General features: G+C 45.0%; 15 protein-coding genes. 9 read left to right on the top strand and 6 right to left on the bottom strand.

The window, feature by feature from the left end; translation table 11 throughout:
* Nucleotides 1-192 precede the first annotated feature (192 nt).
* Together LU361_RS19800 and LU361_RS19795 are read left to right on the top strand one after the other, a co-directional pair.
* Nucleotides 193-537: a PilZ domain-containing protein gene (locus tag LU361_RS19800; RefSeq protein ID WP_233090900.1), complete on the top strand. Its 345-nt coding sequence runs from the start codon at nucleotides 193-195 to the stop codon at nucleotides 535-537.
* Nucleotides 538-567: 30 nt separating this feature from the next.
* The gene (locus tag LU361_RS19795; RefSeq protein WP_233090899.1) at nucleotides 568-933 is read left to right on the top strand and encodes a VOC family protein; all 366 of its coding nucleotides are present in this window, start codon (nucleotides 568-570) and stop codon (nucleotides 931-933) included.
* Nucleotides 934-980: 47 nt separating this feature from the next.
* On the opposite strand, the gene radA is transcribed toward LU361_RS19795, so the two are convergent.
* The gene (radA, locus tag LU361_RS19790; protein WP_233090898.1) at nucleotides 981-2,351 is read right to left on the bottom strand and encodes a DNA repair protein RadA; all 1,371 of its coding nucleotides are present in this window, start codon (nucleotides 2,349-2,351) and stop codon (nucleotides 981-983) included.
* 237 nt (nucleotides 2,352-2,588) lie between these two features.
* On the opposite strand from radA, the gene LU361_RS19785 reads away from it, so the two are divergent.
* The 3 genes from LU361_RS19785 (at nucleotide 2,589) to LU361_RS19775 (ending at nucleotide 5,530) form a co-directional block, all read left to right on the top strand.
* Complete coding sequence (locus LU361_RS19785; RefSeq protein ID WP_233090897.1) at nucleotides 2,589-3,953, top strand: DnaT-like ssDNA-binding domain-containing protein; 1,365 nt, start codon at nucleotides 2,589-2,591, stop codon at nucleotides 3,951-3,953.
* Entirely contained in the window at nucleotides 3,907-4,548 is a 642-nt protein-coding gene (locus LU361_RS19780; protein WP_233090896.1) for a replication protein P, read from the top strand. Before LU361_RS19785 ends, LU361_RS19780 begins: the two co-directional genes overlap by 47 nt.
* 163 nt (nucleotides 4,549-4,711) lie before the next feature.
* Nucleotides 4,712-5,530 carry a glucosaminidase domain-containing protein gene (locus LU361_RS19775; RefSeq protein WP_233090895.1) on the top strand — a complete coding sequence of 273 codons (819 nt, stop codon included), beginning with the start codon at nucleotides 4,712-4,714 and terminating at the stop codon, nucleotides 5,528-5,530.
* A 22-nt stretch (nucleotides 5,531-5,552) separates the two neighbouring features.
* Here LU361_RS19775 and LU361_RS19770 read toward each other — a convergent pair whose 3' ends face one another.
* From LU361_RS19770 to parC, 3 genes are all read right to left on the bottom strand, one after another.
* The gene (locus LU361_RS19770; protein ID WP_233090894.1) at nucleotides 5,553-6,773 is read right to left on the bottom strand and encodes a cyclic di-GMP phosphodiesterase; all 1,221 of its coding nucleotides are present in this window, start codon (nucleotides 6,771-6,773) and stop codon (nucleotides 5,553-5,555) included.
* A gap of 156 nt (nucleotides 6,774-6,929) precedes the next feature.
* Nucleotides 6,930-7,190, bottom strand: a complete 261-nt coding sequence (locus LU361_RS19765; RefSeq protein ID WP_233090893.1) for a PilZ domain-containing protein — start codon at nucleotides 7,188-7,190, stop codon at nucleotides 6,930-6,932.
* A gap of 529 nt (nucleotides 7,191-7,719) precedes the next feature.
* The gene (gene parC / locus LU361_RS19760; protein ID WP_233090892.1) at nucleotides 7,720-9,966 is read right to left on the bottom strand and encodes a DNA topoisomerase IV subunit A; all 2,247 of its coding nucleotides are present in this window, start codon (nucleotides 9,964-9,966) and stop codon (nucleotides 7,720-7,722) included.
* An 809-nt stretch (nucleotides 9,967-10,775) separates the two neighbouring features.
* Between parC and LU361_RS19755 the strand changes: the two genes are divergently transcribed.
* Entirely contained in the window at nucleotides 10,776-11,081 is a 306-nt protein-coding gene (locus tag LU361_RS19755; protein WP_233090891.1) for a c-type cytochrome, read from the top strand.
* A gap of 178 nt (nucleotides 11,082-11,259) precedes the next feature.
* Here LU361_RS19755 and LU361_RS19750 read toward each other — a convergent pair whose 3' ends face one another.
* On the bottom strand, nucleotides 11,260-11,823 hold the full coding sequence (locus LU361_RS19750) for a MarR family winged helix-turn-helix transcriptional regulator (RefSeq protein ID WP_233090890.1): 564 nt from the start codon (nucleotides 11,821-11,823) through the stop codon (nucleotides 11,260-11,262).
* 98 nt (nucleotides 11,824-11,921) lie between these two features.
* Between LU361_RS19750 and LU361_RS19745 the strand changes: the two genes are divergently transcribed.
* The 3 genes from LU361_RS19745 to LU361_RS19735 all read left to right on the top strand — a co-directional run bounded on the left by LU361_RS19745 (nucleotide 11,922) and on the right by LU361_RS19735 (nucleotide 14,136).
* On the top strand, nucleotides 11,922-12,479 hold the full coding sequence (locus LU361_RS19745; RefSeq protein ID WP_233090889.1) for a redoxin domain-containing protein: 558 nt from the start codon (nucleotides 11,922-11,924) through the stop codon (nucleotides 12,477-12,479).
* A gap of 190 nt (nucleotides 12,480-12,669) precedes the next feature.
* Complete coding sequence (locus LU361_RS19740) at nucleotides 12,670-13,320, top strand: HAD family hydrolase (RefSeq protein WP_233090888.1); 651 nt, start codon at nucleotides 12,670-12,672, stop codon at nucleotides 13,318-13,320.
* A 303-nt stretch (nucleotides 13,321-13,623) separates the two neighbouring features.
* Nucleotides 13,624-14,136, top strand: coding sequence for a hypothetical protein (locus LU361_RS19735; protein WP_233090887.1), 513 nt, complete (start codon nucleotides 13,624-13,626; stop codon nucleotides 14,134-14,136).
* Nucleotides 14,137-14,318: 182 nt separating this feature from the next.
* Here LU361_RS19735 and LU361_RS19730 read toward each other — a convergent pair whose 3' ends face one another.
* Entirely contained in the window at nucleotides 14,319-15,089 is a 771-nt protein-coding gene (locus LU361_RS19730) for an XRE family transcriptional regulator (protein ID WP_233090886.1), read from the bottom strand.
* Nucleotides 15,090-15,106 lie beyond the last annotated feature (17 nt).

Here is a 15,106-nt window from a genome sequence, read left to right as displayed (position 1 = left end):
ATCTTGAGCACGCTCACAAGATTCTGATTTGATCGCACAAACATCAACAGAAAACTCAAACGCTTTTGGTACTAACACCATCACTGGGTATTTAGGACCCGGATTAAGCCAATAATCACGCCAGCCCATCAGGCTGTCAATTTGGTATTAATTCAGAGGCTCCTTCAGTCTTTTATGAATTTTATGAGCACCATGGACAGAAAAACTCGGACCAAAGAAAGGCGATATTTTCCTCGCGTCAACTATCGTGCAACCGCAGAGCTGGTATCAAGAACTGGCCGCTGGCCGGTGCAGATTGTTGATTTGTCTTTCAATGGCGCACTGGTGGCGAGTCCCTACAATCACCAGTTTGGCAGTGACGAAGACCTAACACTGTATGTGTTTATTAATTCTGGCGACCAGATAAAAATGCGCGGTCGACTCGCACACACAAAAGGTAAATACTTAGGTATTGAGTGTAAGCCATCCAATGTCGATAACAGCACATTGTTGCGTCGACTCCTCAATGAACAAACGCAAAAATTCAGAAAAAGCTAGAGGTTGTAAGCAAAACAGAGAGAGCAACCAATGAATCAACACGAAAAGCTCAATTACATTGAGTATCCTGCCAAAGATTTATCCGCCACTAAGGCGTTCTTTGAAACCGTGTTTGGTTGGACCTTTGAAGATTACGGACCAGAATACACCGCGTTCAGCAATCAAGGGCTCGACGGCGGGTTTTTTCAGTCGAATTTATCGTCAAGCACCCCCACCGGGGCAGCGCTTGCGGTGTTCTACAGCGAAGACTTAGAAGCCACGCTTGCCAAAATTGTCTCGGCCGGCGGCAACATTGTCAAACCGGTGTTTGAATTTCCGGGCGGCCGTCGCTTTCACTTTAAAGAGCCCTCCGGCAATGAATTCGCCGTTTGGTCAGACAAAGAGCGAATTCGTTAGCCTCTAACCTAAGCCCTTAACCTAAAAATTAGGCCCTAGATTATTCGCTATCCCCACAGCGCTTCGATTGCGTCGCTTAAGCGCTTCACAGGTACCAGCTCAATACCATCGATGCCGGTTTTCGGGCAATTTGCCGCCGGTACGATGGCACGTTTAAAACCGTGTTTAAACGCTTCACGAACACGCTCTTGACCGTTGGGCACCGGTCGAATTTCTCCCGACAGGCCCACCTCACCAAAAGCAATTAAGTCTTGAGATAACGTCTGGTCTCGAAAGCTCGAAACCACTGCCAATAACAGCGCCAGGTCAGAGCTGGTTTCAGACACTTTAACGCCACCAACAACGTTAACAAACACATCTTGATCCCCCAAATGAAGTCCACCGTGGCGATGCAATACCGCCAGCAGCATTGCCAACCGGTTCTGCTCCAATCCCACCGCCACCCGTCTGGGATTGCCCAAATGACTGTCGTCAACCAAGGCTTGAATTTCCACCAACAAAGGTCGTGTTCCTTCCCACACCACCATCACCACCGATCCAGCAGCACGTTCTTCGTTGCGACTCAAAAAAATCGCTGACGGGTTAGAGACTTCACGCAGGCCCTGCTCGGTCATGGCAAACACGCCCAATTCATTAACAGCGCCAAACCGATTTTTGTGACTGCGAAGAATGCGGAAACGATTGTCTTGATCGCCATCGAGCAAGGTAGAGCAGTCAATCATATGCTCCAACACTTTTGGCCCGGCCAAGCTACCGTCTTTGGTCACGTGCCCCACAAGAATTAACACAGTGCCGGTGGTTTTCGCAAAGCGGGTTAAAAAGGCCGCGCACTCACGCACTTGCGAAACACTGCCCGGCGCCGACTGAATATCGCTCAAATGTACAACCTGAATCGAATCCACCACCAGCACTTTAGGCTGATGTTTTTCTGCGGCAGCCACAATTGCCTCAACATTGGTTTCTGAAAGCAAATACAAGCTGTCTGTCGGCAATCCTAAGCGCTTTGCCCGCATTGCAACCTGCTGCAAGGACTCTTCACCGGTAACGTATAGGGCTTTCATTTGTGCGGCCAAAAAACACAGCGTTTGCAGCAGTAATGTCGACTTACCAGCGCCGGGATTACCGCCAATCAGCACGACAGATCCGGGCACAAAGCCACCGCCAAGAACCCGATCAAACTCGTTGGTGCCAGCGCTGAATCTGGGCAAATCTTCTAAACTGATTTCGTTCAGCAATTGCGCTTTGGTTGGCTCTAAACCGGCGTAGCCTCCGCGACTGTCGCGATTGGATGATGAACTCGATCCTAAACGAACCTCGCTCAGGCTGTTCCAAGCGCCACACTCTGTGCACTGGCCTTGCCATTTTCGATAATCAGCACCACATTCATTACAGACGTAAGCGGTTTTTTGTTTTGCCACAGATGAGCGTCTCTCGTTTAATTCATGAAGCCGGTATTGTATGAAGTTCATCGAACGGTGTTAACCACAACAATCGTTGCTTTCACACATCCAATGCAATGAGATTCACATACAAACGACTGAACTGCTTGCCCTTGTTGAAGAACACCTTACAATTTAAGCCAAGCTCATATCTCTAGAGCCCGTTAGCGCGTATTAACGCTAATTCCACAGCTTTTTATTTGGTTACCACACTCTATGAGCGATTACCCTCTCAACACCAATGATCGTCCGGTCGTTATCTCTCGGGATCAGGCCTGTCAGCACGGTTTGGAAATCGCGACATTAATCTCGGTATTGAAAGAGTTTTCATTTTACCAAGACGCTCGGGTGAGAAATGGGTTTCGCTGGTATCGCCTGCAAAAGCATCACGCGCAGGCCTTGCTACCATTTTGGAACGATGCCGATATTGAACGTATCAGCCAACAGATGCGCAGCCAAGGACTTTTGTTGTTGGCCTCCGCGCCATTCACAGCATGCGGCGAATTAAAATTTGCCTTTAATGAACGCCAACAGCAACAAGAGTCACAAAGTCGAGAGACGGCCGCACCACAGCCGGAATTCACTGGCGGACAAAAACTGCCCATCGCCCCCAACTGGCAACCGAATCCAGAAACACTAACGCGCATTGGCGAGCACGCAATTCCCGAATCGTTTACCCGTGCTCAGGTTCCAGAATTTGTCTCTTACTGGCGTGAGCGCGGCGATGGTCAACGCGCCTGGGGGGCAAAATTTCAGACGCACGTGCTACGACGCTGGCGCCAACATCAAACCGATCAAGCCAGACTGCAAAAAAACCAGTCGCAGCAAACCACATTGCCGCCGAACTGGCAGCCGGACAATCAAGTCGTCGCACAACTGCGCAACGAAGATATTCCGCTGGCACACATCGAAGATTGTGCCAATCGCTTCCGCCTGTACTACCGCGAAACCGGCACTACCACCGCGTCTTGGAGTATGACGTTTTATTCGTGGGTTAAAAAAGATTGGCAAGAAAAAGAAACCCCGTTTTTACCCAATCGCAAACCGGTTCCTATGACCAGCCAATGGCGACCGGCCGAGCACACAATCACGTATCTTGCTCAGCTCGATATCGACCGCCAATTTATCTCCGAATGCATCCCCGAGTTTGTTCACAAGTGGATCGAAAACGGCGGCTTTCGCAGCAACTGGGGCGATCTGTTCAGCCAGCACGTGAGCAAACAATGGGCGTATTTCCGCGAAGGTGTTGAGATCAATCCAACCGCTACTTTGATTAATCAACAATGGCAACCAAGCATTGAATGCCGAGAATTATTGCAGCAACAATGTGAAATGAGCGAAGCGTTTATCAATGCACAAATACCGGAATTTGTGCTTTACTGGCGCAATCGCGGCGAACCCAAACACAGTTGGGACAGCATATTTATCCGTCACTCCAAATACATTTGGGCCAAACAACATCAATTGAGTACCAACCAGCAGACCCATGGCAATGAAAGACAGCAACCAGGTGATCCAAAACGCAGCACAAGAGATGTCTCGCTTGAAGAAAACCTCACAGACCGCAGCTGGGCCTACTGAAACGCCATCACGCCACGATTACGCCAGCACACATCGCGACGAAATGATCGATGCCATTAATCAGGTTTTTGGTATTTTTAAAATTAATTATCAAAATCTCTATTACGCCGCCTTCAGAGATCAGGAACTGGAAATTCAGGCGAAGCGATTGTGGTTGGAAAGCCTGAAACATTTTGATCCAAACACCATATTGGCAGCCACCAAAGCCATTGTTTTAGAATCGGAATATCTGCCAACGTTGAGTCGAATGCTAGAACAGTGCGAACGCAGCGGCGGCGAAATTCTGCCAGAGCCGCGCGCCGCCTACGTTGAAGCCTGCCAAGCACCAAGCCCAAAAGCGACTCACCCATGGAGCCATCCAGCGGTGTATTACGCCGGTCTTGCCAGCGATTGGTTCTTTCTTTCGTCGACACCAGAAACCAGCGCTTTACCCGTTTTTAAAAAGCATTACCGAGATGTTTGCGAACGCGTTAGAAATGGCGAACAACTCGAAATGCCAAAATTGAAAGAATTGCCAAAGCCCGATCAAGTGCAGTTATCCAAAGAAGAAAACCAAGCGCGCTTAGCCAAGCTGCGTAAAGATTTGAATTTATAATCCAAAATTAAAAGCCAAGATCAAAGTCGTGATTTTGAACAAGGTAGCCTCACACCACTTAACGCACTCCATAATTAAACGATCTATGTAACTTGATTTTTATAAGCTTGGCCCAATATAAGATCTCTGAAATTTCGAGTGTTGATCTAAGGCTAAGCCATTCATGAGTACCCAGCCGTCCAATAAATCTGTTCTTATCAGCGGTGTTTTTCTTTCTTATTCGCTGTTTGTATTAATTCTTAGCGTTACGCTAATGGAACACGAAATTCCCATTGAACAACCAATACAAGCCGAAGAAAAAGCCGAGCCGGTTAAAACAGTTTCTGAGCCACCGAAGTTTTCTGAAATAAAAGACGTCAATCAAAAAAAGCAGGACTTTTTTCAGTATTTATTGCCCGGAATTAACGCCAAGAATGCATCTCTGAACCAAGAGCGAAATTTCTTATTAACACTTAAAAATTCTGGCTACCCAGACGTTGTTCAAGCCGAAGAAATCACTCGTGAATTCACTCGCATTGCCAATAAATACAAATCGGATTCACTCGATGAATTACTCGTGCGTGTGGATCAAATTCCGTCGTCATTGGCACTCGCGCAAGCAGCCATTGAAAGCGGTTGGGGAAGTTCGCGTTTCGCGCGTGAAGGCAACAACTTTTTTGGCCAATGGTGTTATCAACAAGGTTGCGGACTTGTGCCACGCCATCGCATCGAAGGCGCAACCCACGAAGTGAAAGTATTTGATTCCGTTAACGATTCTATTAATGCCTATTTCGATAATATCAATACCAATCGAGCTTACCGAGAATTAAGACAAATTCGTGCCGACCTTAGACAACAAAACCAGCCGTTATCCGGCACTGCGTTAGCAGAGGGCTTGGAAAAATATTCCGAGAAAGGTTACGAATACGTTGAAGTAATACAAACAATGATCGCTTCAAATAAACTGGACGCTTACGATCAAACATTGGCAATAAAAAACTAAAGGTGCCTGCGATCAAACGAGGCTAGCGCATGGTTTGCAACAGCTCTTGGAGATCGAGTCCGTAGTCTTTAGGATCAACAACACGTTCAATTTTTACCGCGCAGTTGGATGCCGACAAATCCAAAGGAAAATGCGGAACGCGAATTTTTTTCGCCAAATTATAGACAATACTCACCACCGGTTTGTGCATAAGTTTGGCGTGCACACTTTGCACGACCCCTAATTTTTGGTTACTCAACAAGACAAAGCTGCCTTGGGGATAAATACTCAAACAGCGGATAAATTGATACAGTAATTCTTTATCTAAACTGTCTTGTTCGGACCATTCCAACATATTACGCAGTGCCAACGCCGGCGAAATTCCGTGATGATAAACTCGGTCTGCGGTTACTGCGTCATAAATATCGGCAATAGAAGACATCCGGCTGTGAATCGGAATTTCCTCTGCTCGTAAACCTCTGGGATAACCACTGCCATCCAAACGTTCGTGATGGTGAGCGCAGATATCTAAAATTTCTGGGGCAAGCCCCGGAATTTTATTTAAATATTTTTCACCGTAGGTGACGTGTTTACGCATCTCTTGCCATTCTTCGGCGGTGAGCTTGCCCGGCTTATGAAGTATGGCATCATCAATATCAACTTTACCAACGTCGTGCAATAAAGCTCCGGTTACCAACCGGTCCAATTCGTCACCGTGGAAATTCATAGACGCCGCAAGAATTCCCATAAAAACACTGACATTAAACGAGTGCTCTAATAAATACTGATCTTTCTGACGCAACTGCGTTAAGCACAAAAGTGCGTTTTGATTATTGTTAAGAGATTCGACAATATCGCAGGCAACTTCTTGGGCGCTGTCAATATCGATGGGTTTACCCAACTGAATGTTACCTAAAGTTTTATTGATAAAATCCAGTCCTGCCGTTTGTACTTTTCGCGCGGCTAATAATTCTTCAGAAAAACCTTTTTTCGGTTGGGGGCGATCACAGGGTGCCGACAATAAATTCGCTAGTGATTGCTCACCGGTTTTTGAGGGCTTTTTATGAATAACAATATCGGTCCCCTTATCGGTATCAATGCAGATTTCTTCTATTCCCATCATTTGAATATAACGAACAATCTTAGGGTCACGCACCACCCCTTCACGAGAAAGATTGTTGCTCGGAATCCAATTGTTCTTCGCCGAGGTAATGTACATACCGACTTGCAATTGGGAAACGGGGATAGACTTAATTCCAGACATTACGATATGGCAACCCAGTCTTAGATTACGCGTTACTTATAAAGATTCTAATTAACGGAAAGATTAATTCACGACACGTCAATAAAGCATAGCACCGATTCTAAGGTGCATTAATCGGGTGTATTAAATCCGTTGACGCCAATCATTAGGGCCTGTTCACGCAATAAACTTTAAACCAATACCATCGGTATCCGATCGGACGATTTTAGTTAAGCGGGTTTTAGGCCGGGGAAGACTTGTGATGACTTGCAGTTGAAGCGTCGAACCAATTAAGTCTTTGTCACAATTGGAAATTAATACATAAAGTCCGGTATCGGAAATATCGCGACAAGTGACGACTTGACCATTAAGTTGAGGGTGATCAAGTTTAATTTTACAGGAGTAATTTACTCGTTGGCTCCGACGTCTTTCTACCATCTGTGAAGCTCCATTTTGACCAACTGGTTAAAGGGATGAAATTTCAGTATAGATTCAAACAGATACTTTCGTAGAAAATTTGCTGCTCTAACGTCAAAGCAAAAAACAGACTGTGTGAACTGCAAATGGGAAAGTGAACATCTACATTTCCCTCACATTACCGAAATACTTCGTCAGCTTTTAGAGCGGGTGAGACAGTTTCAATTTATTATTGAGCACTTATGATTTCAAAATACCCCAGGGTAATTTCTTTTTATTTGATCAACATCGCATTTTTATCATCTCTGTAATTTTTGCGCTCAAGAAACCAAAATTCCAGACACGCCTCAAAAATAGAGAATCAATAATCAGACCAAAAAACCTAAAGAGCTATGCCAGCGCCCGCTAGAAAATAAGCCAGTCTAATCAAATTGATAACGACAAATACAAGAAAGAAAAAATGAGTGTTGTATTTCAAGCACTTAAGATTGATGGGGATATGGCACGTCCTTGTGCCAGGAATGATTCAACAACTAACGAGTCAATAACGTTATTGAACTTCGATGCGATCAACCTTTTGGAATCCTCTAGGCAATTTGTTTCCTCGGCGTCCACGCTCACCTAAATAGTGCTCAAGGTCGCTGCCTTTGAGAACAGTTTTTCGCTTACCAGCGTAAACAACCAGTTTTTGCTTGGGTACAAGCACCGCAACGGCAACCACAAATTCCTGGCGCTCTTTCGCTCTGGCTGCGGCAATGTTGATGATCTTGTTGCCTTTGCCGCGGGCTAGCTCTGGTAATTCGTCGATCGGGAAAGCAACCATTCGGCCTTCATTGCTAATAGCAACAATAACGGCTTCCTCAGATTCAGGCACGGAGAGTAACGGTAGGATTTTCGAGTTTTCAGGAAGATTAAGCAGTGCTTTACCTTTACTGTTTTTGGTAAATAAATCTTCCAACTTAACGATAAAGCCGTATCCCGCATCGCTGGCAACGATCAATTTTTGATTGTTCTCACCAGTAATCATCGCTTCAAAGGTTGCGCCACTGGGCGGATTCAATCGGCCGGTAACAGGCTCGCCCTGACCTCGCGCCGAAGGCAAGGTGTGTGCTGGCAAGGCGTAGCTTCTGCCGGTGGAATCCACCAGCAATACGTTTTGATTGCTCTTACCGCGAGCAGCAAACTTAAAGCCATCGCCGGATTTGTAACTCAGAGCCGAAGGATCGATGTCGTGGCCTTTGGCCGCGCGAATCCAGCCTTTTTCAGACAAGACAACCGTCACTGGATCACTGGACAACAGATCGGACTCATTAAACGCTTGCGCCTCACCGCGCTCAACGATTGGAGAGCGACGATCATCACCGAACTCTTTGGCGACTTTTTGCAGTTCTTTTTTCACCAAAGTTTTTAAACGGCGGTCAGAGCCAAGAATCTTGAGAAGGTCGTCTTTTTCTTTCTCAAGGGCTTCCTGCTCTTCTTTGATCTTCATCTCTTCGAGACGCGCCAACTGGCGTAACCGCGTATCTAAGATGTAATCGGCTTGCATTTCGATAAGATCAAAACGCTCCATCAGCACGGGCTTAGGTTTGTCTTCGGTGCGAATGATTTCGATGACTTCGTCGACGTTCAAATACACCAACATTAACGCCGCGAGTTTGAGCAAACGCTCTTCTACTTTGTCGAGACGGTGCTCTAAGCGTTTTCGAACGGTATCTTGACGGAAGCTCAACCATTCAGACAAAAGTACGTTCAACGGCTTAACTTGCGGTCTGCCGTCGTTGCCAATCACGTTCATGTTGACTCGGTAGCTGCGCTCCAAGTCCGTTGTCGCGAACAAATGATTCATAAGTTGTTCGGCGTCGATTCGATTCGAGCGTGGCACGATCACCAAACGCGTTGGATTTTCGTGATCAGACTCGTCGCGAAGGTCGGCAACCATAGGCAGCTTTTTGGCCTGCATCTGATTGGCCACCTGCTCCATAATCTTCTCGCCGCTGGATTGGAACGGCAGCGCGGTAACCACGATGTCACCTTCTTCTTTCGTCCATATCGCCCGCATTTTCAGCGCACCGCGGCCAGTTTCATAGATCTTGAGAAGATCGGCGCGCGGAGTCACGATTTCTGCATCCGTGGGCATATCTGGCCCCGGCAAGAAATTGTTCAGTTCCGATACGGTGGCCTTTGGGTTTTCAAGCAAGTGGACGGTCGCCTCAACCACTTCTTTCAAGTTGTGTGGCGGAATGTCAGTTGCCATGCCCACGGCGATCCCTGTGGTGCCGTTGAGAAGTACGTTGGGCACCTGTGCGGGCAACACCTTCGGCTCAGACAAGGTGCCATCAAAATTCGGCAACCACTCCACCGTGCCCTGACCGGCTTCGGCCAATAAGGTCTCAGCGTATTTCGCGAGGCGAGCTTCGGTGTAACGCATTGCCGCAAAGGATTTCGGGTTATCGGGGGAACCCCAGTTACCCTGGCCATCCACCAACGGGTAGCGGTAGGAGAACGGCTGCGCCATCAATACCATCGCCTCATAGGCAGCGCTGTCACCGTGGGGATGGAATTTACCGATCACATCACCGACAGTTCTCGCCGATTTCTTAAACTTGGCGTTATTTTGCAGCCCTAGCTCGCTCATGGCGTAAATGATGCGCCGTTGGACGGGCTTTAGGCCATCGCCGACATGAGGCAATGCGCGATCTAAAATCACGTACATGCTGTAGTCTAGGTAGGCTTTTTCAGTAAAGGCTCTCAGAGCGACGGATTCTTCCCCATCTGCCCCGTAGGTCAGCTCGGTCATAAACTACGTCCTAAATACAGTGTGTTTTGCTTATCCAGCGTAGGCTTATACCAAAGCCCGCCGAGTTGAGCAATTTAGATTCAATTCTTCCACGATCGTAGAGAAAACCATCACCTGAATATACACCGGCGGCAATTCGGCTTTTGCCTAAATGTCCACGATTAATCCAATACTTAAAAACGAACGACTGTACAAAACTCAGAAAACGCACTTTCAAAAGATTGTGGCAAAACAATCAAAACAGCTGATTCAGATAATCATTCTCATCTTACCGCGTAGAATTTTTCTACCACTAAGTTAATCTTAAAAAATTAGCTGATGACGACTGACCAATAAAATAGTTTTGTCTTTTATAAAAAGGGAAAAGAGAATAGAAAAACTGCGCATTCCTACTTTAGTGGAATTATTCGAACACGCGAAAAACTCGTCAGCAAAAAGTACATCCTATATTTCGAAAAATTCGATTAGCTATAACGACTTAATAACGAGCGTGATTTGATTTAAACAATTATCATTGGCGCAGATTAAAACGTAAAATACTTGCAAAACTTACGTTCAATAAATTAATGGATAACTTGCGACGCTTTACTCTCGCCTAAGGCTTGTTTATACCCAATAAACCCATTATTGCGGCCTAAAAGATTATTTAATGAGTATTAACAGGTCTGAGCAAGCCGAAGAACCGTAACTTTGGTAAACTAGACTACCAATGAAAAGTGATACTGGTTCAGCTTAGGTTTGGTTCTTGTCAATAAGCTAGAATTGCGACAACAGAATTAATATTAACCAACTGTGATTTAGGAAAGACTATGAAAAAAGTTTGTGTTGCTTTAATTGCTGGATTATTCAGTTATGGGGCAGTTGCTGCAGGAGACCCAGAAGCTGGGAAAGCAAAAGCGGGTGTTTGCGCCGCATGTCATGGACCTGCTGGTAAGGCGAGCATTCCTGGTTACCCACACATTGCCGGTCAAAACAAAGAATACCTTGCCAACGCATTGAAAGCATTCCGTTCTGGTGAGCGTAAAGGTGGTTTCGCGGCATTAATGTCACCAATGGCGGCACCGCTAAGTGACCAAGATATCGAAGACTTAGCCGCTTACTTCTCAACCCTTTAAGCGGTTGTAAGTGCACTGAGCCCAAAAAGCCGAGTCCGCTTAACTCGGCTTTTTTATTTAACACTCGTATAAAACAGCCGTTTAATTTCCCACCAACGTTTTCTTTTCTACTGACCGACTTGCACTTATACCCTTTATCCTTGCGTCTATACTCTTACGTCTACATCAATTTTATAACCTAGCTTGCCACCTGCTCTCGGCAAATCAATTCAATATCGCTGTCGCTCAACGATTGTTGGGTTAAATTACAGAAAAAATCGCCTTCGGCTTTCCTAAGATTGTGGCGACAATATTTGCATTGGCCAAAAGACTTTAATTCGTTTTGAGTTTGCAGATTAACCAACAAGTTTTTCAACTGCTGATTCATTGCATCAATTTCACCTGAATTAGCACTGGATTTCAGGGAATCAAAAATTGGCGACGGTTTTAGTACATCCACCAAATGGTTTCCATTTTCAGTTAGATGCAGATGAACAACACGTTTATCGTCTTGATCGGGTACTTTCACAATTAACTGATATTTTTCCAAAACCTTAAGTGTTTGCGACACCGTGCCTTTGGTTTGGCGTAAGTATTCAGTCACTGCCATTGGTGTATCTGAGAAGCGATTGCATTGCGACAAATAATCCAACACTTCAAACTGCACAGGCTGTAAGCCAAAATCCGTTAATGCAGCGCGACGTTCACTGCGCAGTAAATTTGCCAGGCGTTCTAACAATTGTTGTGTTTCGAGTAGGCTCATAATTTAGTATCGGCTAAAAACTTTATTGACATGGTATAAGCTCTGTGGAAAGCTTTATTGTATTGAGTCGAAACCACTATAACATAAGAGCAACCATTATGAACCCATCTTCTCAACCCCGACGCGCGCAACCGTTAGAAGTAACAGAATGGCTGAATACCGATCACCCCATCGAACTGGATTCCCTGGTAGGAAAAGTCGTCGTCATCTACGCGTTTCAAATGTTGTGCCCAGGCTGTGTTATGCACGGACTACCTCAAGCTGCGAAAGTAAGCAGACTTTATCCCAAAGACGAAGTGCAAGTGATTGGTTTACACAGCGTGTTCGAACACCACGACGTTATGACGGTTCCAGCCCTGAAAACCTTTGTCAGCGAATACGGTTATAACTTTCCCATCGCTGTGGATAAGCCTGCCGACGTTGGCCCCACCCCCATCACCATGAGCAACTACGCCATGCGTGGCACTCCCACCGTCATTCTGATTGATAAAGCAGGCAGCCTGCGTTTCCAACGCTTTGGACAACTCACCGATATGCAAATTGGCAGCTACATTGGCCGACTGCTGACCGAATCCGGCCCTGATCATCAAGACTTATCCACTACCGGCTCTGAATCTGACACTGATGGCTGCACCAGCGAAGGCTGCAAAGCATAAACACATGCCCAACATACTTGCCTGTGGATAAGTCGCGAAAAATAAGAACGCGTATTACACGTTTACGGGCAAGAATGACTCCTCTACACTCCCCCTACAAAAATTTTAATACAGACGTATAAACCGACACATTTATCGGTTACTACTTAGGTTTATCAAGACCCATTTACCGCGGACCAAGGGCAACTCTATGAACCCAGAAACACAGTTTGATGCCGTTATTTTTGATTGCGACGGTGTACTTGTCGATACCGAGCATATGATCAATAAACTCTGGCAAACCATGCTTTCTGAAATTGGGTTAGTGCTCACCGACGAAGAAATGATGTCTTATTTCTCTGGTAAATCTCTGCCAGATAACATTACTAAAGCCGTGGAATTACTCGGCCACCCTCTACCCGACCACTTTCGCAATGATATGGCCGTGCGCGGACAGCAATTGATGGCAACCGAACTCGAAAGAGTGCCATTTATCGAAGAAACCTTATTGCGTATTAATCTGCCAAAAGCGGTTGGCACAAACTCTTTCAGCGAAAGCTTGGATTTTAAATTGCACAAAGCGGATTTAACCAAGCACTTCCAAGCTTACATTTGCATTGATCACGTCGAAGCCCCCAAACCGGCGCCCGATATTTATTTACTCGCCGCAGAAACGCTTGGGGTCAATCCAGAAAAATGTGCCGTAATTGAAGATTCACCAATTGGTATTCGCGCAGGTGTTGCCGCAGGTATGACCGTGTTTGCCTACGCAGCGACAATGAATGAAGAAGAACAAAAACAGGCCGGTGCAAGTGTTTGCTTTACCGACATGAGAGAACTGCCAGGGTTGTTGAGTGTATAAATCAATCAGAATTTTTTAGAAATAACTGAGAGAACAATAAGACAATTCAACGATTGAAACGATACAAGGAATTTCTACGATCGTAAAAATTCCTTGTTTTATTTTCTTCGCAACAACTCAAGAACATTAATGCAATAGATTTCTTGAGAATCTCGAACATTATTTTCCACGCCAATTACAAGTTTTTTATCAATTCACCGAATATCAAACACAATTTTCTCGCCGTTATTTCCCAATTAAGACAAACTGAATAATGATTGTTACAATGACGAACATTAACCGTGATTAAAAACATCAAATTCTATGAAAATTACAAAGCTTTCTCTCATTTTATTAATTATTGGTTTGTCAGCCTGTGTCGCTGAGCCCTATCAACCGCAATCTGCCAACGATGGATTGGGTTATACAGATAATGTCAAAGGAGATGAATTTTATTATATTCGTTACATAGGCAGAGGTTCGAAAAGCCAAGTTAAAAAATATTGGAAAAAAAGAGCATTTGAATTGTGCAAAGAACAAAAGTATTCAATTGTTCATTATCAAGAGTTTCGAAAGCTTCTCGACAGTGAAACTACAGTGACCGTAGCCAACGGTATTCCATTAGCTCACGGAGAAAACAGATACGCGCAAGTATCTGCTGGAAGTGTATTATGCGAAACCTCTAAACTCACATTAGAAGAGGCTAAATCTCAAATTAAACTACGAGATCCATGCCTTAAATGCGCATATAAACGTTCTCTCGATGACAAAGTAGATGGCTCATTTAACCCATCAATTCAATTACCCTCAGAATTGGATGCCAACAAATCTGAATAAAACCAAATCTGAATAAAACCAAATCTGCCTAGGTTCTGTTTGCTAATCGCAAGACGCTTCCAGAATGGATCGTGAATTTGCAAAACCAGGAACCTAGGCAATTCCTATATATTCATATAGAAAATTAAGAACGCTCACTATTAATTAGCTCACTATTAATTAATAGTCACTTACGTAACTAACTACTTCCTAAACTCTTCCCGAACAAATCCACTGAATGTTTCATACTGCCACTGGCGCAACGCCACCACCAAGGTAGTACCATTTTTTTCACCCAAAGGTAATTTTCCGTCGGCTTTGTTTAATTCACTTATCTTATTCACGAACTCTTGCATTTTGTCTTGTATTTCTTGGTTTGTTGCCGAGGAACACAAGCCATTGAGCACCAGCAATTTATCCGTAGTTTGGTCGAAATTGGAATTAAAAAAATCTCGCTGCACTTTTTGCAAAAAAAACTGTTGAATGGGGCCGTTGGATTGCCAACGAAAATTCGGCGCAATTTTGAGTTTAATTCGATTGCCCGGCAGTAAATCAATCAACTTAAGTCGATCTAACGCTGCTAATTTTTGAATTAATTGATGCTCCGAAAGATTGTAATAAGTTTTTAACTCATCGTAGCTGAATCCGTGAATCACGCTAACAGCGATAACCAGTAATTCCAAGTCTGCGGCAATCTGCGCTTCTTGCTCTAAATTGAGCTGCTCAATTTGATGACTCTCTCGCTGAACTAAATCCAATAGGTCGGTAAACTCCAAACCAATTAATTGCAGGATTGACTCCATTCTCGCTAAGGTAAAATGACCTTGGGCAAACATTCGCTTGATGCTGGCTTCACTCAGCTCCAAAGCGCTGCCGATATCAGCGTAGGTCATTCCAGAGGCTTTCAGCTGCTTTTTTAACGCAGCAATCAAGACATTGAGCTGTGCCATAACTAGGTACCTGTAGAAAGCCATCGAAGACTCCAGAACCG

This window comes from Sessilibacter corallicola (assembly GCF_021290925.1).
Taxonomy (GTDB): domain Bacteria; phylum Pseudomonadota; class Gammaproteobacteria; order Pseudomonadales; family Cellvibrionaceae; genus Sessilibacter; species Sessilibacter corallicola.
Note: the sequence above shows the minus strand (reverse complement) of the source record. Positions and strands in the feature narration are given on the sequence as shown.

Excerpts from the sequence above, each read along its gene's own strand:
- LU361_RS19800 (WP_233090900.1), top strand. The coding sequence starts at position 193 with ATGGACAGAAAAACTCGGACCAAAGAAAGGCGATATTTTCCTCGCGTC.
- LU361_RS19795 (WP_233090899.1), top strand. The coding sequence starts at position 568 with ATGAATCAACACGAAAAGCTCAATTACATTGAGTATCCTGCCAAAGAT.
- LU361_RS19785 (WP_233090897.1), top strand. The coding sequence starts at position 2,589 with ATGAGCGATTACCCTCTCAACACCAATGATCGTCCGGTCGTTATCTCT.
- LU361_RS19780 (WP_233090896.1), top strand. The coding sequence starts at position 3,907 with ATGTCTCGCTTGAAGAAAACCTCACAGACCGCAGCTGGGCCTACTGAA.
- LU361_RS19775 (WP_233090895.1), top strand. The coding sequence starts at position 4,712 with ATGAGTACCCAGCCGTCCAATAAATCTGTTCTTATCAGCGGTGTTTTT.
- LU361_RS19770 (WP_233090894.1), bottom strand. The coding sequence starts at position 6,773 with ATGTCTGGAATTAAGTCTATCCCCGTTTCCCAATTGCAAGTCGGTATG.
- LU361_RS19765 (WP_233090893.1), bottom strand. The coding sequence starts at position 7,190 with ATGGTAGAAAGACGTCGGAGCCAACGAGTAAATTACTCCTGTAAAATT.
- parC (WP_233090892.1), bottom strand. The coding sequence starts at position 9,966 with ATGACCGAGCTGACCTACGGGGCAGATGGGGAAGAATCCGTCGCTCTG.
- LU361_RS19755 (WP_233090891.1), top strand. The coding sequence starts at position 10,776 with ATGAAAAAAGTTTGTGTTGCTTTAATTGCTGGATTATTCAGTTATGGG.
- LU361_RS19750 (WP_233090890.1), bottom strand. The coding sequence starts at position 11,823 with ATGAGCCTACTCGAAACACAACAATTGTTAGAACGCCTGGCAAATTTA.
- LU361_RS19745 (WP_233090889.1), top strand. The coding sequence starts at position 11,922 with ATGAACCCATCTTCTCAACCCCGACGCGCGCAACCGTTAGAAGTAACA.
- LU361_RS19740 (WP_233090888.1), top strand. The coding sequence starts at position 12,670 with ATGAACCCAGAAACACAGTTTGATGCCGTTATTTTTGATTGCGACGGT.
- LU361_RS19735 (WP_233090887.1), top strand. The coding sequence starts at position 13,624 with ATGAAAATTACAAAGCTTTCTCTCATTTTATTAATTATTGGTTTGTCA.
- LU361_RS19730 (WP_233090886.1), bottom strand. The coding sequence starts at position 15,089 with ATGGCTTTCTACAGGTACCTAGTTATGGCACAGCTCAATGTCTTGATT.